The 22,710-nt window shown below is 42.3% G+C and carries 26 protein-coding genes and 1 pseudogene; 10 read left to right on the top strand and 17 right to left on the bottom strand.

Going from position 1 to position 22,710, the window contains the following annotated elements; translation table 11 throughout:
* The first annotated feature begins 97 nt into the window (after positions 1-97).
* The gene (gene metK, locus C7B70_RS09115) at positions 98-1,351 is read left to right on the top strand and encodes a methionine adenosyltransferase (protein ID WP_106368751.1); all 1,254 of its coding nucleotides are present in this window, start codon (positions 98-100) and stop codon (positions 1,349-1,351) included.
* A gap of 121 nt (positions 1,352-1,472) precedes the next feature.
* Here metK and C7B70_RS09110 read toward each other — a convergent pair whose 3' ends face one another.
* Positions 1,473-2,714, bottom strand: coding sequence for a folylpolyglutamate synthase/dihydrofolate synthase family protein (locus C7B70_RS09110; protein WP_106368736.1), 1,242 nt, complete (start codon positions 2,712-2,714; stop codon positions 1,473-1,475).
* Between the two features lie 85 nt (positions 2,715-2,799).
* On the opposite strand from C7B70_RS09110, the gene C7B70_RS09105 reads away from it, so the two are divergent.
* Both C7B70_RS09105 and C7B70_RS09100 read left to right on the top strand, forming a co-directional pair.
* Positions 2,800-3,480, top strand: a complete 681-nt coding sequence (locus tag C7B70_RS09105; protein WP_106368735.1) for a ComF family protein — start codon at positions 2,800-2,802, stop codon at positions 3,478-3,480.
* Positions 3,481-3,501: 21 nt separating this feature from the next.
* Positions 3,502-3,957 carry a pre-peptidase C-terminal domain-containing protein gene (locus C7B70_RS09100; protein WP_106368734.1) on the top strand — a complete coding sequence of 152 codons (456 nt, stop codon included), beginning with the start codon at positions 3,502-3,504 and terminating at the stop codon, positions 3,955-3,957.
* Positions 3,958-3,966: 9 nt separating this feature from the next.
* Here the strand turns inward: C7B70_RS09100 and cobS are convergent, their stop codons facing one another.
* Positions 3,967-4,740 (bottom strand): adenosylcobinamide-GDP ribazoletransferase, encoded by a 774-nt coding sequence (gene cobS, locus C7B70_RS09095; protein ID WP_106368733.1) that lies wholly within the window; start codon positions 4,738-4,740, stop codon positions 3,967-3,969.
* Between the two features lie 277 nt (positions 4,741-5,017).
* On the opposite strand from cobS, the gene C7B70_RS09090 reads away from it, so the two are divergent.
* The 3 genes from C7B70_RS09090 (at position 5,018) to C7B70_RS09080 (ending at position 6,881) form a co-directional block, all read left to right on the top strand.
* Entirely contained in the window at positions 5,018-5,470 is a 453-nt protein-coding gene (locus tag C7B70_RS09090) for a hypothetical protein (RefSeq protein ID WP_106368732.1), read from the top strand.
* 70 nt (positions 5,471-5,540) lie between these two features.
* The gene (tgt, locus tag C7B70_RS09085; RefSeq protein ID WP_106368731.1) at positions 5,541-6,671 is read left to right on the top strand and encodes a tRNA guanosine(34) transglycosylase Tgt; all 1,131 of its coding nucleotides are present in this window, start codon (positions 5,541-5,543) and stop codon (positions 6,669-6,671) included.
* Positions 6,672-6,743: 72 nt separating this feature from the next.
* Positions 6,744-6,881, top strand: coding sequence for a photosystem II reaction center protein K (locus tag C7B70_RS09080; protein WP_106368730.1), 138 nt, complete (start codon positions 6,744-6,746; stop codon positions 6,879-6,881).
* 52 nt (positions 6,882-6,933) lie between these two features.
* Here the strand turns inward: C7B70_RS09080 and C7B70_RS09075 are convergent, their stop codons facing one another.
* Both C7B70_RS09075 and C7B70_RS09070 read right to left on the bottom strand, forming a co-directional pair.
* The gene (locus C7B70_RS09075) at positions 6,934-7,485 is read right to left on the bottom strand and encodes a glutathione S-transferase family protein (protein WP_106368729.1); all 552 of its coding nucleotides are present in this window, start codon (positions 7,483-7,485) and stop codon (positions 6,934-6,936) included.
* 2 nt (positions 7,486-7,487) lie between these two features.
* On the bottom strand, positions 7,488-7,946 hold the full coding sequence (locus tag C7B70_RS09070) for a hypothetical protein (RefSeq protein ID WP_106368728.1): 459 nt from the start codon (positions 7,944-7,946) through the stop codon (positions 7,488-7,490).
* Between the two features lie 293 nt (positions 7,947-8,239).
* Here C7B70_RS09070 and C7B70_RS09065 point away from each other — a divergent pair, with 293 nt between their 5' ends.
* Positions 8,240-8,941, top strand: coding sequence for a tetratricopeptide repeat protein (locus C7B70_RS09065; RefSeq protein ID WP_106368727.1), 702 nt, complete (start codon positions 8,240-8,242; stop codon positions 8,939-8,941).
* A 149-nt stretch (positions 8,942-9,090) separates the two neighbouring features.
* Here C7B70_RS09065 and C7B70_RS09060 read toward each other — a convergent pair whose 3' ends face one another.
* Positions 9,091-9,471, bottom strand: coding sequence for a hypothetical protein (locus tag C7B70_RS09060; RefSeq protein WP_106368726.1), 381 nt, complete (start codon positions 9,469-9,471; stop codon positions 9,091-9,093).
* 314 nt (positions 9,472-9,785) lie between these two features.
* On the opposite strand from C7B70_RS09060, the gene C7B70_RS09055 reads away from it, so the two are divergent.
* On the top strand, positions 9,786-10,343 hold the full coding sequence (locus tag C7B70_RS09055) for a DUF2854 domain-containing protein (protein WP_106368725.1): 558 nt from the start codon (positions 9,786-9,788) through the stop codon (positions 10,341-10,343).
* 35 nt (positions 10,344-10,378) lie between these two features.
* Here C7B70_RS09055 and C7B70_RS09050 read toward each other — a convergent pair whose 3' ends face one another.
* Positions 10,379-10,636, bottom strand: coding sequence for a chlororespiratory reduction protein 7 (locus C7B70_RS09050; protein WP_106368724.1), 258 nt, complete (start codon positions 10,634-10,636; stop codon positions 10,379-10,381).
* A gap of 178 nt (positions 10,637-10,814) precedes the next feature.
* On the opposite strand from C7B70_RS09050, the gene C7B70_RS09045 reads away from it, so the two are divergent.
* Positions 10,815-11,801: a YegS/Rv2252/BmrU family lipid kinase gene (locus tag C7B70_RS09045; protein ID WP_106368723.1), complete on the top strand. Its 987-nt coding sequence runs from the start codon at positions 10,815-10,817 to the stop codon at positions 11,799-11,801.
* 7 nt (positions 11,802-11,808) lie between these two features.
* On the opposite strand, the gene C7B70_RS09040 is transcribed toward C7B70_RS09045, so the two are convergent.
* The 11 genes and pseudogenes from C7B70_RS09040 to C7B70_RS08990 form a co-directional block, all read right to left on the bottom strand.
* Positions 11,809-12,414, bottom strand: a complete 606-nt coding sequence (locus tag C7B70_RS09040; RefSeq protein WP_146134022.1) for a hypothetical protein — start codon at positions 12,412-12,414, stop codon at positions 11,809-11,811.
* Positions 12,415-12,632: 218 nt separating this feature from the next.
* Positions 12,633-13,511, bottom strand: a complete 879-nt coding sequence (locus C7B70_RS09035; protein ID WP_106368721.1) for a serine/threonine-protein kinase — start codon at positions 13,509-13,511, stop codon at positions 12,633-12,635.
* Positions 13,512-13,542: 31 nt separating this feature from the next.
* Positions 13,543-14,598, bottom strand: coding sequence for a hypothetical protein (locus tag C7B70_RS09030; protein WP_106368720.1), 1,056 nt, complete (start codon positions 14,596-14,598; stop codon positions 13,543-13,545).
* Positions 14,599-14,644: 46 nt separating this feature from the next.
* A complete protein-coding gene (locus C7B70_RS27625; RefSeq protein ID WP_106368750.1) occupies positions 14,645-15,115 on the bottom strand; it encodes an allophycocyanin in 471 nt (156 codons plus the stop codon).
* 24 nt (positions 15,116-15,139) lie between these two features.
* Positions 15,140-15,694, bottom strand: a pseudogene (locus C7B70_RS09020) (V4R domain-containing protein); the annotation flags it as partial.
* A gap of 471 nt (positions 15,695-16,165) precedes the next feature.
* The gene (locus tag C7B70_RS09015) at positions 16,166-16,918 is read right to left on the bottom strand and encodes a BMC domain-containing protein (protein WP_106368719.1); all 753 of its coding nucleotides are present in this window, start codon (positions 16,916-16,918) and stop codon (positions 16,166-16,168) included.
* A gap of 23 nt (positions 16,919-16,941) precedes the next feature.
* A complete protein-coding gene (locus C7B70_RS09010) occupies positions 16,942-17,553 on the bottom strand; it encodes a transferase (RefSeq protein ID WP_106368718.1) in 612 nt (203 codons plus the stop codon).
* Between the two features lie 61 nt (positions 17,554-17,614).
* Positions 17,615-19,276 (bottom strand): ribulose bisphosphate carboxylase small subunit, encoded by a 1,662-nt coding sequence (locus C7B70_RS09005; RefSeq protein WP_106368717.1) that lies wholly within the window; start codon positions 19,274-19,276, stop codon positions 17,615-17,617.
* 40 nt (positions 19,277-19,316) lie between these two features.
* Positions 19,317-19,619: a EutN/CcmL family microcompartment protein gene (locus tag C7B70_RS09000; protein ID WP_106368716.1), complete on the bottom strand. Its 303-nt coding sequence runs from the start codon at positions 19,617-19,619 to the stop codon at positions 19,317-19,319.
* Complete coding sequence (locus C7B70_RS08995; RefSeq protein ID WP_009633978.1) at positions 19,620-19,973, bottom strand: carbon dioxide-concentrating mechanism protein CcmK; 354 nt, start codon at positions 19,971-19,973, stop codon at positions 19,620-19,622. It lies immediately after the preceding gene.
* 80 nt (positions 19,974-20,053) lie between these two features.
* Complete coding sequence (locus tag C7B70_RS08990; protein WP_106368715.1) at positions 20,054-20,362, bottom strand: carbon dioxide-concentrating mechanism protein CcmK; 309 nt, start codon at positions 20,360-20,362, stop codon at positions 20,054-20,056.
* A gap of 505 nt (positions 20,363-20,867) precedes the next feature.
* Here C7B70_RS08990 and C7B70_RS08985 point away from each other — a divergent pair.
* Positions 20,868-22,709, top strand: coding sequence for an NAD(P)H-quinone oxidoreductase subunit F (locus C7B70_RS08985; RefSeq protein WP_106368714.1), 1,842 nt, complete (start codon positions 20,868-20,870; stop codon positions 22,707-22,709).
* Position 22,710: the final 1 nt, after the last annotated feature.

Here is a 22,710-nt window from a genome sequence, read left to right as displayed (position 1 = left end):
TATCAGCTTTCTTCTGCTTATAAGCTAGACATATAGTGATAGTAGACGGTTATAATAACCGAAATTTGCTGCTAATCATCCCTAGGAGGAAATGCCCTTGTCTCGTCGCTACTTGTTTACTTCCGAATCTGTAACTGAAGGTCATCCCGATAAAATTTGCGACCAAATCTCCGATACCATTTTAGATGCGTTACTCGCCCAAGATCCTAGCAGTCGCGTTGCCGCCGAAGTTGTGGTTAACACCGGATTAATATTAATTACTGGTGAGATTACAACTAAAGCTCAAGTAAATTATGTAGACCTAGCTCGGAAAAAAATTGCTGATATTGGCTATACCGAGTCTGATAACGGTTTTTGTGCTAAGAGCTGCTCGGTTTTGGTAGCTTTAGACGAGCAATCTCCCGATATTGCTCAAGGCGTAAACACGGCTCAAGAAAGCCGTGAACAAGATAGCGAGGAACAATTTGATGCGGTTGGCGCTGGCGACCAAGGCTTGATGTTTGGTTTTGCTTGCAACGAAACCCCCGAATTGATGCCTTTACCTATTAGTCTTGCTCAACGAATTGCTCGTCGTTTAGCCGCAGTGCGAAAAACCGGTCAATTGCCTTACCTGCGTCCTGATGGCAAAACTCAAGTAACCGTCGCTTACGAAGATGGTAAGCCTGTAGGGATTGATACGATTTTGGTTTCTACTCAGCATACTGCTACTATTGGCGATATTACAGAGCTTGAGGCAGTCCAAGCAAAAATCAAAGCCGACCTCTGGACAGCAGTTGTCGAGCCTGTATTTGCGGACTGTGATATCAAACCAGACGCAGAAACACGCTTTTTGGTGAATCCCACCGGAAAGTTTGTAATTGGCGGGCCACAAGGCGATTCTGGGCTAACTGGACGCAAAATAATTGTTGATACCTACGGCGGTTACTCGCGGCATGGTGGCGGGGCATTCTCCGGCAAAGATCCCACAAAAGTAGATCGTAGCGCCGCTTATGCTTGCCGTTATGTTGCTAAAAATATCGTCGCGGCTGGATTAGCCGAAAAGTGCGAAGTGCAGCTAAGTTATGCTATCGGTGTCGCAAGACCAGTAAGCATTTTAGTTGAAACCTTTGGCACAGGCAAAGTAGATGATGATCGCTTATTGGAATTAGTCAAAGAACATTTTGAACTGCGTCCTTTGGGCATCATTCATACCTTTAACCTGCGTCAGCTTCCTGGGGAACGTGGGGGACGTTTTTACCAGGACATCGCAGCTTATGGTCACTTTGGACGTACCGATTTAGATTTGCCTTGGGAACAAACCGATAAAGCGGCAATATTAAGCGCTGCTTTGACTCAATCGGCTTCTGTATAGTTGTTGATTAAAGCGACTTTGCATAGATAGATTCTGAGGATGAGGGGTAGCCGCCTTAAAAAAGGGGGAATATCTCACAAAATACTTGCTAAGGGATAAACTCGTTGAGTTTATCCCTTTTTTATGGGGATGGCAAAGATTTGAGAAAATATCCTACTAAATACAGCGAACCACACAAAATCACTGGGCGATCGCTTTGTACTGTCTTTAAAGCCGAAAATAAGTCTTCATGAGTCTGGCAAGTTGCTAAGTTGGGGCAAATAGTTCGGGCTATAACTGCTAAATCTAGCGGATCGGCGCTGCTATGGTCGGGAACGGGGACTAAGTGCAAGCTGTCTAGGGCGCGCAGCAAGGCTGTAAATATCTCTGGGTGGTCTTTGGTCGATAACATCCCCATTACCCATGTTACCGGGGCTTCTAGGGTATCTACATAGTGGCGTAAAGCTTGGGCTGCCGCCGGATTATGAGCGCCATCAATTAGTAAAGAGAAATCGCCGTACTTCACCCATTGGAGGCGACCTAGCCAGCGAGTTTTCTTCATCCCCGCAGAAATTGCTTCTGGGGTAATTTTCCAGCCTTTTTGTTGCAATACTTGAATGGTAGAAATGGCGATCGCACTATTACTTAATTGAATGAAGCCTAGCAATGGCAAAGGGTAGTCAATGTTTTGATAACTTGCCCATCTTTGACCGTTAACAATTGGTAATTCTGTAGCAGGTTCTACCACTACCGCCGGACAATTTAATTTAGTAAGGCGCGATCGCACGACATTTTGGGCTTCTAGGGGCAATTGTCCCACTACTACCGGACAACCAGGCTTCATAATTCCGGCTTTTTCTGTGGCAATCTCTGTCAAAGTTGAGCCTAGTTGCTGCCAATGTTCGCGGCTAATGGAGGTAATTACAGTAACTAGGGGACAACAAATATTAGTCGCATCTAATCTTCCCCCTAAACCTACTTCTACTACCGCTATATCTACTTTGCTTTGGGCAAAATACAACCAAGCCGCCGCCGTAATTACTTCAAACTGCGTCGGCGATTCGGTGGTGGGATTAATAGCGTCAATAACTTTTATTAGCAAGCTTTGCAATGCTTCTACAGAAATCGGTTGCTCATTTAAACAAATCCGCTCATTCCAATCTATTAAATGCGGCGATGTATAGCGTCCTACTTTGTAGCCTGCTTGAGTCAAAATTGAGGATAAATAGGCACATACCGAACCTTTGCCATTAGTTCCGGCGACGTGAATTATCGGTACATTATGGTGGGGGTTGCCTAAACTAAATAGTAGTTGCTCGATTCTTTCTAAGCCCAGATGAACGCCAAACCTTTGCAATGGTTGCAGTATTGAATCAATATCCACGCAAGCATAAATAATTTTTCTGTATTAACCGTACCATTACCTTCCCCGTGGCACGGGATAATTTTAGGATTTGAAGTTATAAATAATGCCCCATTGGACAAGAAATATTCAAGGATTATTCAACTTATTTTTAGAGTCTCATTGTCTGTTATGCGATCGCGCAACTCCTACAGAATTTTGCCTTGACTGCACTAGACAATTGCAAAAATGTCAATTAACACGCCCCCACTATCTCGAACAGCAGCAATTACCAATATTTGTGTGGGGAAATTATCAAGGTACGCTCAAACGCGCGATTTCATCTCTCAAATACGAAAATCAACCAACAATTGCTCGTCCTTTGGGAAATTGGTTAGCGGAGGCTTGGCTAAATTCGCCTTTTGCCAATCGTCAAGTAATCGTTGTCCCGATTCCTTTACACCCCACAAGACAAAAACAACGGGGTTACAATCAAGCCGCTCTCATCGGCGAACATTTTTGCAGTGTTACGGGTTTAAAACTGCACGAACTAGGTTTAACCCGCCAAAAAGATACCGCCGCGCAATTTAATTTATCTCCCCAGCAGCGCCACGAAAACTTAAACAAGGCTTTTGGCTTAGGAGCAGAATTTTGTCATCACCGCCCAGTTAAACCCGTATTGCTAATAGACGATATTTACACAACTGGCGCAACTGCAAGCTTTGCAGCCAAAGTATTACAACAAGAGGGAATTGCTGTAGCGGGGCTAGTAGCGATCGCTACTAGCCAAAGGCATAATAAAGCTTGAGTTATATTTGAGCAACGGTGAATGGTCGTTAAAGCTTCATTAATTAAGTTAAAGCATCTACTATTAATTCCTTCTACCCTACTAACTCTTAGTATTGGGACGTACTCGGCACTAGCTCAAAGCAAGTTATATAATCCGATGGCTTTACCGCCTAGTAATGAAATTGTAGACAAGCTGACAGAGAATGATATTCCCACAGGAATGGGGGGATTTGCCCGCGATTACTTAGTCAAGCTCAATCGAGGTGACAATGTAGCCATTGATCTAACTTCTGATAGTTTTGATGCCATGGTGACGCTACTATCGACCGATGGAGCAACTATCTCTGAAAATGACGATGGGCCAGATGGTACAACTAATGCCTTACTATTTACCCGGATTGCCACCACCGGAACTTATGTAGTGCGAGTTCGGGCTTTTGGGGAGACTGGAGTAGGAAATTTTAAGCTCAAAGTTAGTCGCCTGCGCCCAGCTTGAAACAACATTTCACGCCAGAGTCAACACACACAATAAAAAGGCTTCTGTCCATTCTACAACAGCCCCGTAGGTGTCACCCGTATGACCACCGAGCTTGTAATAAAACCACGCACTCGTTAAATGCGCGATCGCACTGCCCCCCACGACTGTAAATAAAGCTAACTTAAAAAGAGTTTCATCTAGCAAAACGGCTAGGGCGCTAATACTTAGCATTAATATCAATCCTGGTAATAAATCCCAGTAAGAAGTAATAGCTTTAGAGTGAAATTTACCTTTACCTGTGGGTTTGAGATAGGGATAAAAGGCGATCGCAATTTGTTGTCCCCATCTTCCCCAACCACACACAACCATCAATCCTAACCAGTGGGGACTATGCAAGTCTGTTAAAGCCGCCGTTTTGAGTAGTAAGAGGGCGATCGCACTCATTGCCCCAAAGGCTCCAGTAGCGCTATCTACCATCACCTCTAACCTTTTTTGCGGATCTTGTACAGCTAGTCCATCTGCCGCATCCATTACCCCGTCTAAATGCAGTCCTCCGGTTAAAACAACCCAAAAACCAATTACTAAAGCACTACTGGTCAACAGAGGCATCCCAATTGAGGATAGTCCAATGTCGAGTAGCCCCAAAATCCCACCAATAATTAGTCCAACTAGCGGGGCAAAGCAAGCTACGCGCTGAAACTCTAAGTTATTAATGGGTATAGGAATACAGGTATAAAAGGTAATTGCTGCTGTTATTTCCAAACCCAATCTTTTCCACCAGCAACGATGATTAGTTTGCATATAAATTGATTGAGGTATTTACTTGTCGGTAATTATCGTTGCTGGCTGGCTGTAAATAGAAGCAAACTAAAAAACTTGAGATAATATTGTATCGTAGGCTGCTTTTTGACTGTAACTTTTTGTAATTACCTTAATTTAATTTGCCAGCAAACTCTTAGCCTTAAAGCAAGCAAGTAGAAGTTTTAGTAAGGTAAGTATAAGTAAACCTACTTTATCAATCTCTACATCGCTTTTAATCCTCACTATAGACAAGTTCTGCCGACAAATTGTTTGAATTATGAGTAACTATCGCCCCGACTCCCAGCTACCTGCGCCGTGCATTATCAATACTGGCATCATTACAAACAAAATAGATATGGGGCGACTACTTGCCGATTTGGGGCGAGTCCGCTATGTCTATATTCAAGATGACAAGCTTACAAGCCAAGGTGAAGGCGATGTTATGGAAATATTTACGAATTCCCAACAGGCGACACTAATTGCCAATCATGCCCTTTATTTGAATCTTCATAGTTTTGATTATCTCGAACTGAAACAGTCTCTTGAGAAAGAAACCTATTTTGATTTAATGCTTGATACCACCTGCTTACGACTAATTCCACTTTCTACACCATTGCAAGAGCGAGTAACGCGCAACTTAAACGCTGCAAGTTTAGAAGCAATGATGGATCAAGTCATCTCCGCTAAGTGGGACGCAGAAATTGATGACGATGGTAGTTGCCCTTTTTAACTTTCCTCACCAGAAGTCTGGCGCTATAATCCTACACTGAGGTAAGAATGCAGCAATTTTCTTTACCTTAATGTCAGAATTTTCTTATCAAGTCTTGGCAAAATGCAGCCAGACTCAAGCACGAGTAGGCATTTTTTCTACGCCTCACGGCATTGTAGAAACGCCGCGATTTATGCCTGTAGGAACGTTAGCAAATGTCAAAACCCTAACTCCCATGCAGTTAGAGGCAACCGGGGCGCAGATGGTGTTATCAAATACCTACCACTTACATTTGCAACCGGGTGAATCAATTGTTGGTAAGGCGGGTGGGTTGCACTCGTTTATGAATTGGCAAAAACCAATTTTGACCGATTCCGGCGGTTTTCAAGTTTTTAGCTTAAGCCAAATGCGGAAAATTTCTGAAGCAGGAGTGATATTTCGCTCTCCTCATGGTGGAGACATTATTAACTTTACGCCAGAATTTTCTATTCAAGTTCAAAATATTTTGGGTGCGGATGTCATTATGGCTTTTGATGAATGCCCCCCCTACCCAGCTACTAAAGAAGAAATTGCCGCCGCTACAAATCGCACAAATCGCTGGTTAGAGCGGTGTATTGTCGCTCACGAGCGCCCCGATCAAGCTTTGTTTGGTATTGTCCAAGGAGGCGTACATCTAGACCTACGGGCGGCGGCGGCTCAAGCTCTAGCGGCTTATGATTTACCGGGCTACGCTATTGGCGGCGTAAGTGTGGGCGAACCACCAGAATTAATTGCCAAAATTGTCGCCGCTACTACTCCCATGCTACCTGTAAATAAACCCCGTTATTTGATGGGTGTGGGAACTTATCGAGAAATGGCGCAGGCGATCGCATCGGGGATAGATTTATTTGATTGTGTCATCCCTACACGACTTGCAAGACACGGTGCGGCGCTAGTACAAGGCGATCGCTGGAACCTTAAAAACGCCCAGTTTAGAGAAGATTTTACCCCTTTAGACTCTACTTGCCCTTGTTACACTTGCCAAAACTTTACCCGCGCTTATTTGTCCCACTTAGTGCGAAGTCAAGAAATCCTGGCTTATACTCTCCTCAGCATTCATAACGTAACTGAATTAATTGGTTTTACGCAAAAAATTCGCGACAGTATATTAGCAAATCGCTTCACTACCGACTTTCAACACTGGCTTAATCCCCAAATCGATGAGAGTTTATTAAACGAGTAGCTCACTTGGTAATCGCTTTCGTGTTAAAATCCATTTCAATTCTTAAAGCTGCGAAAGTAGAGATACATAGAGATGGAAGCCGCACTGATCCTCGCAAAACTCCCCGAAGCCTACGCGATTTTTAATCCTTTAATAGACGTTTTACCAATTATTCCTGTATTTTTCTTGTTGCTGGCGTTTGTTTGGCAAGCAGCAATTGGTTTTAGATAATTTTTTTCTAAGCTAATATTTATAGGACAGGCTTTTAGCCTGTCCTATTTTTTTACATTGACATTGCTTTTTGAAAAGCTGGACGCTCTCCAAGGCGCTGCATATAGTTCAACACTTTCGGGTAAGCGCTCAAATCGAGCTTTAGCAGCATCGGAATGTATGCCAGTATTGAACCTACTGCGACATCAGCAACACCAAACTCTTTACTCAGTAAGTACGGTTGCGATGCCAAAATCTTGTCAAGCGCCGTTAATAGCCTGGACATTTCACGCTCTCGATGGGCTTCGATAAAAACTCCGATGAATAAAGTAGAGTTAGCGAACGAAATCCATTGATTTATTGTTGCCAGTTGCTCTACAGAAAAGGTGTTTTTGTCGTACTTTTGGGCTAAATAAAGCAAAATTGCCCCTGATTCCCATAAATAAAAATCCCCATCGGCGATCGCCGGAACTTTTCCCATTGGGTTAATGGCTAAAAACTCTGGCTTGAGGTGTTCTGATGCTTGCATATCTAACAGCACGAACTCGTAGGGAATTGCTAATTCTTCTAAATACCACTTGACAATTGAAGCTCGGCTACGTGCGCCCCCGTAAAGTTTTATCATAGTTACAGCACTTTATGAGTATGAGAATGTTGTTTTACATTGTCATCGGTTGTAACTGTACGGCTCATATTTAACACGCGCTTGCGCTCAATAGAGTATTTAAAGTCATCGCGGCTTGTACCTAGAGGAATATGAGTTGTCGCTACATCCCGACGTTTATAAGTCCGCGCGGCGGCGATCGCTCTAAAAACAAATTCATCGGCAAATTGGGCCGAATCAGGGAATCCGGCAGGTTTTTGGGGTAATTGGGTCACAACGTCGCCAATAGTTGTAGCAAGGGCAAGTTTATAAGATGTGGGAATGCCTTTAACAATAGCTTCCAAAGCCGCAGAGGGGATCGGCTCAATCACTTCAACTTCATGGACTTCGCCCTCTTCTTTGACAAAGCAAGTCGCTAAACCAACTACAAGATAATCATCGGCGGCTAAATCTGTAGCCTCATCTAACAAGGTATTGGGCATAAAAATATTTTTGTCAATGGGACGCTCTTAGTTGTTGCATTGTACCAACTTGTCTAAAGACTTAGCTTTTACTGCTAACTCTATTTGTCGAATTGAACTAAGGATTGATGAAGTCCAAGTTATAGCCTGCTAAATTATAAATTATGTATTCAATATTAACTTTTGGTAACTTTCTTAAATAAACACCGATAATAATTGCAAGCCACTTGACAAACTAACACAACTGCCCCAATGTAGCCGCAGCAAAAATTATAAGTTGAGTTTATTGAGCTACTGCTCATAGTTATAAAAAAATGAATCCTCCAATCCTCGCATCTCTCCCCGATTGTTTTCCCCGCCCTTATCCCTTTGACATCAGTGACGAGCAAATTATCGTCGAAAACTTGTCCCCAGACTTATTACCTGATCGCTGTTTGCGTTCCTATGGAAAGGAAAAAGCCAAGCTTGGCGATTATCCGAGCGCGATCGCTTCGTTGAGCCATTTAATAGATCGCCATCCCGATAATGCGATCGATTACAACAATCGGGGGCTAATCTACTTTCAAAGTGGTCAATTGCTCAAAGCGATCGCTGATTACGATAAAGCAATCCAACTCAACCCTCAACTAGCTAGTGCTTACAACAACCGAGCTAACTACTACGCGGTTTCTGGTAGTCCGAATTTGGCAATAAGCGACTACGATCGGGCTTTGGATCTCAACCCCAGTCATGTCCGCACCTGGATTAATCGGGCTATTACCTGGCGCGACTTAGGACATTACAGTGAAGCAGTGGAAGACTTAGAAATTGCCGCCTTATTCGGTCAACTGCAAGGTAATATCTACGCAGAAAGAGGACGGACTTACCACCTATGGGGTGATTGGAATTTGGCGATTTCCGATTATCGTCGGGCTTTAGCCTACCTCCCTCTAACCCAAGATTTAACGGGGGATCTTGCTAGTTATCGTTTGCGATCGCAAGTTGAAGCTTGGTTGCAACAGTTGCTTAGTTTTTAGAAGATGAGTTAAAAGTCTTTTTATAGTATTTAGTAGTTGCACTCAGGCTTAAAAACCGTAGCTTGGGAGAGATTTCCTACTTTAAAAAGAGAGGTTAGGGGAATCTCTATTGAACTACAAGTTACTAACCATAGCTTCTAAAATTATCCTTATTTTTTCACAATAAATACTGGGCGTTGTCTTGGATCTACGCGACTGCTTTGCTCTGCCATAATTGTTTTAGCCTGCTCTGGAGCGAAGGAGCGTTTAAAATCTGTTTGCAAGTCGGCTACACGACTTTCTGTCTGCTTCACTTCTGTAGAGATTTCTTGTAATTTCGCCTGTTGAGAAATATTGTAAGGCAACAATTTTACTAAAGCTGACACTGCTCCCGCAACTAATACCATATTGACAACTAACTTAGCTGTATTTTCCAGCGCTATTCCCTGGTAAGGATGCAAGCGGCTGCGTTGGCGGGTTTTTCTTTTTGGTGCGACGAACTGGCGAGGCGCTACAGTTTGTAGTGATTGTCTAGGTTGAAGGGCATTCATATTTAATAGTCACTAGGGAAGTACTAATCTTTATTCTTTGTCCAGATCATAAAATATAACATTTAGCTCCAACTTCCTAAGCTGGGCTATTCGTTTAAGGTTTCCGGTATTTGTTTGTAAAATACACAAGCAGCCTACCATAGGTAGGTCATTTAGGCATCAGTCTTATTAATTATTTACAAAGAAGCTAATAAATTCTCGCCTCCGCTACTGGGTAACGCTCTAAAAATAAGTTCTAGGATAAGCTACTTGTGTTTCCGGGCAAGAGGAGGTTAGGTTTATTAATATATCTACATATTTGTTGCCCTAAGCTCATGCTACGTCAAACTTCATTAGGATCCCTCGGTTTAACTATTGGTGGTGGTTTAACAATTGTTGGATTTTATGCTTATTTTTCCGGTAATTCTACCCTAAACTTGGTGGGTTTTTTCTATGGTATTCCATTGTTACTGGGTGGGTTAGCGCTGAAAGTGTCGGAATTAAAACCCGTACCCTATACGCAGCCTACCACCCCAGCTATTACTACCCTTCGAGAGCAGCAAGCTACCGACACCCAAAATCAAATTCGCCAAGATATTACTCGCTACCGTTACGGACAAGACGCTCATCTTGATAGCTCTTTGTCTCATCTAGGTTTAAGTCCTAGCGATGAAGAGCGTCCGCTTATTACAGGTGTACGAGAAACAGAAACTAATGGTGCTTATACACTAATTATTGATTTTTATTCGCCGTTAATCCCGTTAAATTCCTGGGAAGAAAAACATCAGAAAATGACAAGTTTTTTTGCACCTGGAGTAGAAGTTAAAATTACTCAGCCAAAACAAGACGCTATTGAATTAGCATTAATTACTACTTCTGAGCCGAAAAGCTAGATTTTTTAGTTGGGGGAGATTTAGAAAAATAGATTTTATTTTTCGAGGCGCACAGCATACCATTGTAAATATTGACCGGGTTGCAAAACTAATTCGCAGCTAGTATCTATCAAATAATTAGCTTGTTCTTCAACAGAAGAAAAGCTTTGTAGTTCTTGCGGTAACTCATGCTGACTATGTGCCAAAACTATTTTTAATTTTTCTAATAGCTCGCTAGTGGTGAGGAATTGTTCTTGTTGGTTAGGTTCTAAAACAACAAATTCGTCCTGTTGATACATCATTGGGTCGGGCATAAGATATTAATTACAACTTTAGATAGGGTGAAAATTAGCTTTCTTTCTGTTACCTTTATTGAGCAATTAAATATTTAGAACCTTTAACTAAATAGATACTTGGATATAGCAGAATTAATTTTATTATATCGAGCAAAAAGTTACACTACAAAGGATTTCAAGCAATAAGTTTACTCCTATGAAAAGAACTGGAACTTGTCTTATATTTAATCCCTCGGCTGGTCAAGGTAATCCGGAGCAAGATTTGGCAACGATTCGAGAGTTATTAGAACCAACCATAGAGTTAGATATCCGGTTCACTACTGAAGAATTAGACGCAGATGCGATCGCCACTGAAGCTATTGCTCAAGGAGCCACCAGTATTATCGCCTCTGGAGGGGATGGCACATTGTCCGCCGCCGCCAGTGCTTTAGTAGGGACAAACATTCCTCTAGGGATTATTTCGCGCGGTACGGCCAACGCTTTTGCCGCCGCCTTAGAATTGCCAGATACTATTGAAGCGGCTTGCGAGACAATTTTGGGTGGTTTGACACGGGTAATTGATGCCGCCAAGTGCAACGATCGCCCGATGGTGTTACTAGCAGGGATAGGTTTTGAGGCTGAAACTGTAGACAGGGCTGATCGCCGCGCCAAAAATCGGTTTGGGGTGTTAGCCTATGTAATGGCTGGGATTCAACAACTGCGAGAATTAGAATCTTTTGAAGCTGAGATCGAAACCGCCGATAAAATTATTAAGCTCAGTGCGGCGGCAATTACCGTTGCAAATGCTGCGCCACCGACATCGGTTTTAGCTCAAGGGCCCGCCGGAGTAGTTTTTGACGATGGTTTGTTGGATGTAACCGTAGTATCGCCAATAACTCGCGCTGGTGCGATCGCTGCTTCCTATCATTTGCTGCAAACGGCTTTAAATGAAAGCGCTACCGAACGTGATGATGTCGGTTATCTGCGAGCTAAAAGAGTAATTATTAAAACTGAACCCCCGCAAAAAGTAGTTCTTGATGGGGAAATTATTGGTTATACCCCGATTGATGTGGAGTGCGTACCAGGAGGTTTAACTATATTTGTACCCGAACAGCTAGCTTTACCTTCGGTAGTAGAAAAGCTGGAAGGATTGCCACACTTAACCATTGAGACTAAATCTACTGATGGGTTTGATGAAGGGTAATTCCCCCTCACTTGAGCCAATTATGTACAGGTTTTGTATTTATATTTAACCAAGCAGAGTAAGTACCAAGAAGGGTTAGCAATAAGCCCTCTTTTATTTCGCCTAATTTTTTTTGCTCAATAGTGCGAGGAAAATCCCGAAAAGTTTTTGTATACTGTCGAACAAAATTTGTAACCCACGTATGGATTAATTGCAGTTGTAAAAAGCTTTCTGGTTCAGCATTCGTACCAGAAAAAGCAAATTTTGCTGAACTGTCGATAGAAAAATGGTTTAGCCAATCATTATTACTAGGGCGATTTCCTTGCCAATTATTTGCAGTTATTTTTGCCCCTAAATAGTTGCTACTATATTTACTTAGGTGGTTAAGAGCTACAACTATTTCCTCAGTTTTGATTTCTATTCTTTTAAAACCCAAAAGCCAAAAAACTTGCTGTTGAGTATTTAACATTTCTTCAGAGTATAAGAGATTTTTGGCTACAAGTTTTTGATGAGATAAGCACAAAAGTTCTAATTGCTGAACTTTGGCATCAAATTCCTTTCCCTCCCCATACAACCGTTGTAAAAGCTGTTCTAAAATATCCTCCAAATATACGCTGTCTAAGAGTTGTTTCAAGTCTTCAGAAGAATTAAGGCAAACCCCAGTATTTTATGCTAATATCCATTGCAAATCTTTGGAGTGCTGTATTAAGATTTTGCGGAGATAATAACAATTTGAGAAAGAAAGTTTTGTAGTTAAATTCATATTTTTATTCAGGCAAATTCAATCATCAATATGTAGCTCAAGGCAACTAACAAATAATGTATTATTTTTACCTTAGATTAAGTAAAAAATCACACACCAAAAAAAGAAAACTCAAACACCGATTCTGATGGAGGCACAATGTTACTACTTGCGTCCTCTATTTGCGCCGCCAGTTGCACAGATTTTAGCATCTCTGTTGCCGAACTAAATCGATTAGATGGTAGCTTTTGCATCGCTTTAGTAATGGTAGAGCGTAACAAAAAAGGTACGGCTTCGGGAATTACTACCGCTTGATTTATGTGGGCTTTTAATAGTTCACCAGGTAAGCCAGAAAAGGGACGTAAACCCACTATCAACTCAAATAATATTATACCTACAGCGTACAAATCAGAAGCAGGAGAATACTGACCGTAAAAGCGCTCTGGAGCCATATAAGCAGGAGAACCCGCACAATCGTCTTGCTTATCGGTGCTAAGTTCATAATTGATTTTAGACATCCCAAAATCAGCAACGCGCGCTATCAACCCTGTGGTATCTTGGCTGAGTAAAATATTTTCTGGCTTAATATCTCGGTGAATAATTTTGCGGCTATGAATATGCTCTAATCCAGCGAGAATATTAATAACTAACTTTAAACTCAAAGCTAAACTTAGTTTTCCTTCTCTATTCATAAGATTGCGTAGACTACCTCCATCGCAATAATCCATTACTAAATATCTGCCTGTTGAGGTATGCTCTAAACCTTGAAAAGTAACAACATTAGGATGCTGCAAGCTAATTAAAAAGTGTAATTCTCGTAAAAATTTAGCTGTAGGAAAGCGATTTGTTTCTAATTCTTTAAGTGCAACTATTTGTCCGCTTATTTTATGAGTAGCTCGAAAAACTCGCCCAAATTGACCTTGTCCTACTAACTCTAAGTCACAATACTTTGATTCTGTTTGCCGAAGTCTACTAGGTTGATTATTCATATTAAAATATGTTGCTGATAAAACGTATAACCTAGGCAAACAAACTTCCGACAGCAACTTGTGTGGCAGTTTCAGCGCTAACTGATGTTCGCTCATGAATTTGGTTACTAGAGTCTTTTGCTAATTGGTAGCTGGTAATATCGCCAGCCTCAAAAAATAATTTGGCAGCTTCCCGTAAATCTTGAACTGCGCTTTTTTTATTACCTAGCTCGATAGCAGCTAAACCGCGACTATAGTAAGCGAACGCATGGCTAGAATTGAGTTTAATTGCTTCGGTAAAGTCGCCAATACAGCCTTGATTATCTCCTAAAGCTTGGAAGCTAAGACCGCGTTTGTAGTAAGCATCAGCATCGTGGGGAGCAATCCGAATTGATTGAGTGGAACTATCAATTTCGCGCAAACAACCTACTTTTCTAACAATTTCCATTTGCTCCTCATATAAGCTTTGAAGTTTGGTGTAATCCATCAAGTTGCTATTGCCTTCAACTAAGCTAGGAATAATCTCTTGAATTTCTACTAAGTGTGCAGTTAAAGACTCAATAGTGGTTTCAACTTTAGCTTTACCTTGCAGGAGTTCGGCAACTTCTAATTGACTTGTTTGCAACATTTGAGTGTATTCTTGGGTATCGCTCTTGAGTTGGTTAAAGTCTTGGCTAGAATGGGTTAGCTGTTCGTCAATAGCATGAAGTCTTCCTTGAAGATTGTTTTGCTCTTGAAGCATACCTTGGAGCATACGAGAATTTGCGCTTTGAAGGCTCTGGAGGCTCTGGGAATTTTCTTGAACGTTGCTTTTAACTTGTGGGTAGTCAAAAGTAGACTGCTGTAATTGGGCGATTTGCTGGCTATTTGCTTCCACTGCTGGCATGATTTGAGAAACCGCACTTTGATTATTTTTAGCGATCGCTTCTAGCTGCAATCGGCGGTTTACTAAATTGAGCATCACTGTAATTGATAAAGGAATTGAAGCCAGAGCCGCTTGATTGATAAAAATAGAGGCAATAGAACTACCAATAGAACCGATTACAGAAACGGTTTCGACAATATCTAACCAACCGTGAGCTTTGGATTGATTTAAACTTGATTGCATAACGTCAAAATATCTCCGATAAATTGCTAATTAATAATCGCGGTTTTTAACCGAGAACAACTTGGTTGAGTTGTAAAATTGGATTGAATAAAGTAGATTCTTGAGTAGTAAGGTATTCTTGAGCGACTTCTTGCACAACTTTATAAGTTACGCCTGCGGCGCGATCGTAGCTAAAAGTCCGCACAATAATTTTGTACCAAAGTAAAAAGTTTTCCGGCATCCGATCGCGATCGTCAAATAATAAGGCGGCGGCGGAGTGGCGTAAAATATTGGCAAAGTCGCGTCTGCATACAGAAGTACCGTCAACTTGGGAAACTTTGGCAAACAACTCTGGTTCCGCCGCATTCCTAATCTCTGCTACTTTGCTGACAATTTCGGCTTCGGCGAGTTGAATTTTCTCGTAAGCACTGATGCGCGTATCTACAGACTCAATATAGTCTTTGATAAATTGAAGTTCGGTACTCGAAGCATAACGTCCTTCAGTCTCGTTGCTCAATTGGGCTAGTTGTTTTAACATTTGTTTGGTAAAAGTAGGTTTATTACAGTAGGTTTCCCCCATTGAGTAACATTGAATTTCGATGCAACTCAAAGATTTTTTGACAATATCGCTAAAGAAACCAGCAAATAAGCCAGCGTAAATGTGGCATACAGGTTTACCAACATCGCCCAAAGTTCTTGCTACCGCCGAGTCAAAAATGTTGACAAACATAAATCCATTTTTATGTTCGCTCATATCTACTTCCCAGTTGCCCCAACCTTGAGCGGTAAAGGGCCACCACCAAGCTTCTAGCATGAAGACTGAATTTACTTCCCGGATAGTTTTCTTGTACTCTTGCTCAAACCATTGCTGGAAAAACTTAGCATCTCTCATCCCCCATTGGTAGCCGATATTGTACATTACGACACCAGAAGCCGAGCCTACTTCTTCCTCTAAGCCTTCAATTAAACCGATAATAAAATCTTCACTAGCAAACATATTGCGGCTTTCGTTCCAGTCTGTAACTATGCCGCGATCACTCTGGAAGTGAAAGTAATCTGTAAAACTATAGTGGGCGTTTCTTTGCGGATACTGATGTTTTAAAGGATGTTCAACTTTTTAAAATTCCTTTTTAGGAGTAACAATTTTATTCAAAGGTAAGGCTACCATGGGCGAATATTCCTGTTTTTTAGAGAGTGATTAACTTGAAGCTATGGCTTTGTAGTTGATGCAACTGAAAATTTAGCCAAAATTTCTTGAATTAAATGTTGGTTATATTAAACTTTTATGATATTTCAAGTGTTTATTCATCAAGGAATTCACTGATTTTTCTAGTAAATTTCTCGATTAACTGCGTAATTATACTAAGAACAAAATCATCGATCTTGCTGATAATTTGCAATAAAGTTTTCTACACAACTTAGAAGCAACTATCTGGCAGCGATTTCTATAAATTGTTTTTTTATGGCTGGCAACAGGCTTTTTTACGAGTTAGATACTAGGAGCTATTAAGTTTAATTAACTGCTATGCTATCTTTTATTAAATTTTAGAGAATTAAAACCTGTTATTTGGGAAAAAGTGCGATCGCACTATAATTCTTCTAACTGTTCTTCAAGCTGAACGGTTAACTGCTCTAATTCTGGTAATTCGACTAATTCTTTCTCAGTTTCTTTAATCTTTATCGGGATAACTAATGGCTGAGGTCTTTCTAGCCAACAACTAGCTATAGGCAGAGTTTGTTCTAAGTCTTCCATAGGTCGCGAAATCACCATTACGGCGTTCAATTCCCCAATCCTTCTTGCTTCGTGCATTCCAGCTTCCACCGCCACTGCCACATCTGCTACTGAGCCGCGAATAATTGCCGTACACAAACCCGCACCAATAAATTCATGGGCCGAAAGTTGCACATCTGCCGCTTTGAGCATAGCATCGGCTGCCCCTACCATTGCCGGAAAACCTCTAGTTTCAATTAGACCGATGGCTTGATTGCTGAGACTGCTCTTTGTTTGTCTTTGAGTCAGTTGAGCTAAACGAGTACCAATCGGTAAAACTAATTCCAAGTTTGGTAAAGGTCGAGCAATAACTAAACTAGATATTAATTGATCCAACTGCTGGGCAACTTCTGCGCCAACTTCTACAGCCAAACGCACATTAGAAATGCCGCCACGAACGATCGCCGTACAATGACCGCTACCAATCTTTTCGTAACCTACTAATGTTACTTCTGAGGTTTTGAGCATTTCGTCAGCAACGCGCACGATCGCCGGAAAACTGCCAGTCGATACTAAACCTAGGGCTTTGTCTCTAAAATCTTGCAAGTGTTGTTGGTTATTTCCCTCCATTCTAAACCTCTTGGGTAAACTCCTTAACTGCTACTGGGACTATTATCTAATGGGCGATTTAAAGCTTGCCTATGGGGTAACAGGGTCGATAATAATCGGTTAAGGCTTTCTTCCCCATAAACTGGGTTATTTGCCTTGGCTACAGGTTCCGGCGCTTGGGGTTCTTCTATAGTAACCTCGGCTACCTCGGCGGGGGCGCTGTTGACACTTACAGGCTCGGCTACTTGACCGTTTGATGGTTCTACAACTTCCGGTACATTTTCTGGTAATTGATCCTCTATTGGGCGGCTTGAGTCACCCAATAGCGTCCCCGGCGCTAGGACTTGCCCAGACTCTACGGAGCAGTTAAAAATTGTTGTCATCGAGCCAATGCAAGCATTAGTACCGATTTTACCTTTGCCTACGATCAAAACTCCCGTGCCAATGTTGGCGCTTTCCCCTACTTCTAAAACTCCTTGATAGGCGTGCAAAACTGCGCCCATACCTATACAAGCCCCAGCACCAACGATAATTTGGCTTTCTGGGTCGGCTTGCAGGAGAACCCCTGGTGCGATCGCAGCGCCAGGGTGAATAGTCACATCGCCATTAACATAATATTCAGTATTGCTAATGGGCTGTAAGGGGGGGAACTTCATCAAGATACAGTCTCTGGAATTTAACAGGAATCAAGTTATCTGCTTTTTAAAGTAATGCGTCCTACTTGCTCGGTCGTTGAATTAACACTTCGCAAACTCGGCGTTTTGCTTTGGGGTCAATGCCAATTAGCCGCACGTAAGCGCCACTATGTTCGTCTATGGTCGATTCTAGAGCCGCAATTACTTCCGCATCTCGCTGAGATTGAATTACGCCGCCACTTTGCCAGGAATTGATTTTATATCTGCGTTCGTCGGCGTATTCGGTGCTAACTTGGCAGCCTTGAGAGAGCAACTGGCTTACTTGCTGGACAATTTCGGCACTAAGCCGGGTGCTGGTAGCTGCGGAGCTACGGCTTGAACTACTGGCGGTAGCTGTGGATCGGCTAGTTGATGGCGTAATATTATTGTTGCCATCGGGTCTTTGGATAATAGTTTCAGATATCCGGCGCTTGGCTTTGGGATCAATACCTACCATTCGCACGTATTCGCCGCCATGATTTGCGATACATTCTTCTAATGCTGCGATCGCATCAGATTCGCCTTTGGCATCAATGGGGCTGCAACTATGCCACGAGCTAGTCTGAAAACGGCGCTTGTCGGCATGTTCTGTCCCGATGCGGTAGCCTTGAGCTAACAGGTTGCGGACTTGCTCTACAGCTTCAGCAGGTAATACACTGCTACTAACTTTACTACTGTAGCTACTTGGCGTATAACTATTAGAGCGGCTAGGCGTATAACTATTACTACCATTACCGCTACCGGGGCGATCGCTTGGTCTTTGAATAATTGTTTCTAATATTCGCTTCTTAGCTTTGGTATCGATGCCAATTATCCTTACATATTCGCCGCCATGCTCTTCTAAGCAAGCGGAGATTTCGGCAAATACTTCAAAATCTCGACTTGATTGAATTGTGGCGCAGCTTTTCCAAGAACTTGTTTGAAATCTCCGCTCGTCGGCGTGTTCCATACCAATACGATAGCCTTGAGCCAGCAAATCGCGCACCTGTTCCATTACTTCTCTATTTACACCCATTTCTTGATATTCCTGTTTGTTAATACTTTTTTGCGAATCTGTTGGACTCAAGGCGTAAGTTCTATTTAGTTCTTCCCTAATTGGCGTAATGCAATCAACATCATCAACACAGTGATAGCCTGCCCTTAAAGCTTCGTTTACCCCGGCGACATGATGAGCAAAATTTTTATCCGCTTCTTGGACGTTGGGAAGACGATTTGCTTGCTGCTGGGTGGTAATTATGCTGCCTGACGGGACATACTTACCTGGGGGAATTTCTACGTCTTGAATCAAGGCGTGCATCATGACGATACAGCCTTCACCAATACGAGAATTAAATATTGTCGAGCGAAACCCAATAAAAGAATTGTTGCCGATGTAGGCGGGCCCGTGAATTAGGGTCATGTGAGTAATTGAAGTATTACTCCCAATCCAAACGGAGTAAGATTTGTTGTCATCGCCGACAACTTGTCCTGTCTCTAAACCATTAATTACTACGCCATCTTGAATACTTGTACTTTTGCCGATGTAGAAAGGATTGCCTTGGTCAGCACGAATGCAAGTACCGGGGGCAATCATGACATTGCTGTCAATCCGTACATCCCCAATAATGTTTGAAAAAGAGTGAATGTAGGCACTCTTGTCAATTTTTGGTTCTGTGAGACTTTTTGACCAAGGGGTAGGGGGAGCGGCGGAACTACGCTTCGCCATAGGTATATTCTCCAAATTAAGAATTTAATGCTGCAATCAATTAGCGATATTCGTCTTTTTTGTTGTAAATAGAGAGATTGTCAACACTGACGGTATCAATAATCGCCACTACGGCGGCATCTACCGGACGCGATTCACTCCCTCTAACTTGACGGGCAGCACTTCCACGACTGAAAAGCACCCATTCATTTAGCCCTGCCCCTACGAAATCGGCTGCTACTTCATACTTGGGTAATAAGCGTCCCTCCTCATCTACAAGTTGCAGTAGGAGGAACTTTACACCGCTAAGACTCGGTTCTTTATAATTGCTAACTACCGTGCCACGAACTTTGGCAATTTGCATTTATGGTCTAGTGTAAGGGCCAGAATGGAGCGCTCTGCCACTGACACTATCGCGGAATTGTTCTACTTCTTCGGTGTAGCGGATAGGTAGAACGTACTCTAGGTTTTCATGAGGACGCGCGATGATGTGAGTAGATAATACTTGACCGCCGTTAACTCTTTTAACGTTGTCTACCCCGGCAGCTACGGAGGCTTGCACCTCAGAAACGTCTCCCCGAACGATTACGGTGACGCGACCGCTACCAATTTTTTCGTAACCTACTAAAGTGACTCGTGCTGCTTTAACCATAGCATCGGCAGCTTCAACAACGGCGGGAAACCCTAGAGTTTCGATCATTCCAACGGCAATTGCCATGAGTTTTAATCCTTAGATAATTTTTTTGGTGATTTTGTACTAAATGCGCCGATCTTTTCGCAAATCTCGGCTACTCTTATTTACATCCGAAATTGTTCTACTTCTTCGGTGTAACGAATCGGGAGAACATACTCTAGATTTTCGTGAGGACGAGCAATGACGTGAGTAGATAATACTTCTCCACCATTTACCCGTTTGACCGATTCAACTCCGGCGGCTATAGAGGCTTGCACCTCAGAAACGTCGCCCCGAATAATTACGGTGACGCGAGCGCTACCAATTTTTTCATAACCCACGAGCGTCACGCGGGCCGCTTTGACCATAGCATCTGCTGCTTCAACGATCGCAGGGAAGCCTTTAGTCTCAATCATTCCAACAGCTATTGACATTTAATTCTCCTATCAGTCTCAATTGTACGAGTCTTTGACGCTAATATTTCATGGCAATTTCCCACATGAGAATTTTCACGGGGGTAGCCATTATTTGTTTATTTAGCAAAGCTCTTTAGGGTGCTGAACTTAAGAATAAAGTGACGGCTGTTACTTTGACAATATAATTTTTAATGATAAGTATATATACCACTTATTAAGTTTACTTATTAAAGAATAGGCGATCGCCAAGCATCAAGGAAAAAAAGGCGATCGCGAAACTAATCAATAAACTTAACAAATCATAAAATAAGTTTAGTAAAGGAATCCTGATAAACAAAGCTTATAGTTTCAGGAATTATTTTGCGGACTGAAAGCTCTAAGATGAATAAATAGCAGGATTAAGACATAAATAACAGGATCTTTGATAAAATCTCAACTTTATATATCTTCCTAAGTTCCCTATAACTATTTTGGTGAAGTTCTATAGGGATTAAATGTTACTTAACTATCAATGGTAATTTCAATGGCTCAGTTCCTCCTACAAGTGGGTTGGTGGATTCCTTGTTATGGCTTGCTTGGCGCTATAGTGACCCTTCCTTGGTCTACAGGTCTCATTCGCCGTACGGGGCCGCGACCGGCGGCTTACGTTAATTTATTGATGACAGTATTAGCGTTCGTGCATAGCACGCTGATTTTTCCTTTAACTTGGGATCACCAGCCGCTTAGATTAGTATTTCATTGGCTGCAAGTCGCTGATATAGATTTGACGTTGAGTGTAGATATCTCGTCGATAAACGTGGGCGCTTTGGAAGTGGTGACGGGGTTAAGTCTTTTGGCTCAACTTTTTGCCCTGGGATATATGGAAAGAGACTGGGCTTTGGGACGTTTCTTTGCGTTGATGGGATTTTTTGCTGGGGCGATGAGCGGCATAGCTATTAGTAATTCTTTGCTTTTAACTTACATATTGCTAGAACTACTGACTTTATCAACTTATTTATTGGTAGGGTTTTGGTACGCTCAACCCTTAGTTGTCACCGCCGCGCGCGACGCATTTTTAACAAAGCGGGTGGGAGACATTTTACTGCTGATGGGGGTTGTAACTTTAGCAACGATGGCAGGAAGCTTAGACTATCCTGACTTATACGAGTGGGCAGAAAATGCTAATTTATCGCCTTTGACAGCAAATTTATTAGGATTATCTTTGATTGCTGGCTCTATCGGCAAATGCGCTCAATTTCCTTTGCATTTGTGGCTAGATGAAGCAATGGAAGGGCCAAATCCTGCATCAATTTTACGAAACTCTGTAGTAGTAGCTTGCGGAGCTTATATATTAATTGACCTTCAGCCAATTTTCAGTTTGTCACCGATCGCTTTAGCCACCTTAGTAGTTATTGGTACGGTAACGTCGATTGGTGCTTCATTAGTAGCGATCGCTCAAATTGATATTAAACGTGCCTTATCGCACTCTACTAGCGCTTATTTAGGGTTAGTATTTATTGCCATTGGGGAGCAATGGACGGGGTTTGCATTGATGTTGTTATTTACTCATGCGATCGCCAAAGCCTTATTATTTATGAGTGTTGGCTCGGTAATTCAAACAACTACAAACCAAGATTTAACGGAAATGGGCGGCTTGTGGTCGCGGATGCCAGCCACAACCACAGCCTTTATAGTTGGGTCGGCGGGAATGGTTGGGCTGTTGCCTTTGGGAAGTTTTTGGGCGCTGCAACTAGGGGTAGATGACTTGTGGGTAGAACAACCTTGGTTAGTTGGGGTTTTGCTCGTAGTTAATGCTTTAACGGCTTTAAATTTGACTCGCTTATTTAGACTGGTGTTTTTAGGATCGCCCCAACAAAAGACGCGACGGACACCGGAAGTTGGTTGGACAATGGCTGTGCCGATGGTGTCGTTAATAATTGTCAATTTGTTAGTGCCGTTGATGTTACAGCGCTGGTCTTTATTACCGACGTGGGAATATGTTAATAAACCTTCGGTGGCGGCGCTGTTTTTGTCGAGCGTTGTTGGCTGCACGATTGGCGGTACTGTATATCTGCATAAAGCTTGGTCGCGATCACTACAATTGCCTTGGCGAGTGGTGCAAGACTTACTAGGGTACGACTTTTACATCGATAGGTTGTACCGCGTGAGTGTTGTTTTTGCTGTCAATCAAATCTCGCGGTTTAGCAATTGGTTTGACCGCTACGTTGTCGATGGAGCGGTGAATTTAGTAGGTTTAGCGTCTATTTTTAGCGGCGAAAGTTTGAAGTACAGCGTATCGGGACAGTCTCAAGGTTATATGCTGACAATCATTGTCGGTGTTGGTCTATTGGGTTTAGTTTTGACGCGATTTATGTGGGGATTCTAGG

It is taken from the genome of Chlorogloea sp. CCALA 695 (assembly GCF_003003885.1).
Lineage (GTDB): Bacteria > Cyanobacteriota > Cyanobacteriia > Cyanobacteriales > Chroococcidiopsidaceae > Aliterella.
The sequence above is the reverse complement of the archived record's forward strand: the minus strand, read 5'-3'. Positions and strand labels throughout refer to the sequence as shown.

What these genes read in the sequence shown, in the direction of transcription:
- C7B70_RS09080 (WP_106368730.1), top strand. Translation starts at nt 6,744, where the DNA reads ATGGAAGCCGCACTGATCCTCGCAAAACTCCCCGAAGCCTACGCGATT.
- C7B70_RS09050 (WP_106368724.1), bottom strand. Translation starts at nt 10,636, where the DNA reads ATGCCCGACCCAATGATGTATCAACAGGACGAATTTGTTGTTTTAGAA.
- C7B70_RS09090 (WP_106368732.1), top strand. Translation starts at nt 5,018, where the DNA reads ATGAGTAACTATCGCCCCGACTCCCAGCTACCTGCGCCGTGCATTATC.
- C7B70_RS09070 (WP_106368728.1), bottom strand. Translation starts at nt 7,946, where the DNA reads ATGCCCAATACCTTGTTAGATGAGGCTACAGATTTAGCCGCCGATGAT.
- C7B70_RS08995 (WP_009633978.1), bottom strand. Translation starts at nt 19,973, where the DNA reads ATGGCAATTGCCGTTGGAATGATCGAAACTCTAGGGTTTCCCGCCGTT.
- C7B70_RS09005 (WP_106368717.1), bottom strand. Translation starts at nt 19,276, where the DNA reads ATGGCGAAGCGTAGTTCCGCCGCTCCCCCTACCCCTTGGTCAAAAAGT.
- C7B70_RS09030 (WP_106368720.1), bottom strand. Translation starts at nt 14,598, where the DNA reads ATGCAATCAAGTTTAAATCAATCCAAAGCTCACGGTTGGTTAGATATT.
- C7B70_RS09100 (WP_106368734.1), top strand. Translation starts at nt 3,502, where the DNA reads ATGGTCGTTAAAGCTTCATTAATTAAGTTAAAGCATCTACTATTAATT.
- C7B70_RS09075 (WP_106368729.1), bottom strand. Translation starts at nt 7,485, where the DNA reads ATGATAAAACTTTACGGGGGCGCACGTAGCCGAGCTTCAATTGTCAAG.
- C7B70_RS09060 (WP_106368726.1), bottom strand. Translation starts at nt 9,471, where the DNA reads ATGAATGCCCTTCAACCTAGACAATCACTACAAACTGTAGCGCCTCGC.
- C7B70_RS09015 (WP_106368719.1), bottom strand. Translation starts at nt 16,918, where the DNA reads ATGGAGGGAAATAACCAACAACACTTGCAAGATTTTAGAGACAAAGCC.
- C7B70_RS08990 (WP_106368715.1), bottom strand. Translation starts at nt 20,362, where the DNA reads ATGTCAATAGCTGTTGGAATGATTGAGACTAAAGGCTTCCCTGCGATC.
- C7B70_RS09065 (WP_106368727.1), top strand. Translation starts at nt 8,240, where the DNA reads ATGAATCCTCCAATCCTCGCATCTCTCCCCGATTGTTTTCCCCGCCCT.
- C7B70_RS09105 (WP_106368735.1), top strand. Translation starts at nt 2,800, where the DNA reads ATGCCCCATTGGACAAGAAATATTCAAGGATTATTCAACTTATTTTTA.
- cobS (WP_106368733.1), bottom strand. Translation starts at nt 4,740, where the DNA reads ATGCAAACTAATCATCGTTGCTGGTGGAAAAGATTGGGTTTGGAAATA.
- C7B70_RS09010 (WP_106368718.1), bottom strand. Translation starts at nt 17,553, where the DNA reads ATGAAGTTCCCCCCCTTACAGCCCATTAGCAATACTGAATATTATGTT.
- C7B70_RS09045 (WP_106368723.1), top strand. Translation starts at nt 10,815, where the DNA reads ATGAAAAGAACTGGAACTTGTCTTATATTTAATCCCTCGGCTGGTCAA.
- C7B70_RS27625 (WP_106368750.1), bottom strand. Translation starts at nt 15,115, where the DNA reads ATGTTAAAACAACTAGCCCAATTGAGCAACGAGACTGAAGGACGTTAT.
- C7B70_RS09000 (WP_106368716.1), bottom strand. Translation starts at nt 19,619, where the DNA reads ATGCAAATTGCCAAAGTTCGTGGCACGGTAGTTAGCAATTATAAAGAA.
- C7B70_RS09055 (WP_106368725.1), top strand. Translation starts at nt 9,786, where the DNA reads ATGCTACGTCAAACTTCATTAGGATCCCTCGGTTTAACTATTGGTGGT.
- C7B70_RS08985 (WP_106368714.1), top strand. Translation starts at nt 20,868, where the DNA reads ATGGCTCAGTTCCTCCTACAAGTGGGTTGGTGGATTCCTTGTTATGGC.
- C7B70_RS09035 (WP_106368721.1), bottom strand. Translation starts at nt 13,511, where the DNA reads ATGAATAATCAACCTAGTAGACTTCGGCAAACAGAATCAAAGTATTGT.
- tgt (WP_106368731.1), top strand. Translation starts at nt 5,541, where the DNA reads ATGTCAGAATTTTCTTATCAAGTCTTGGCAAAATGCAGCCAGACTCAA.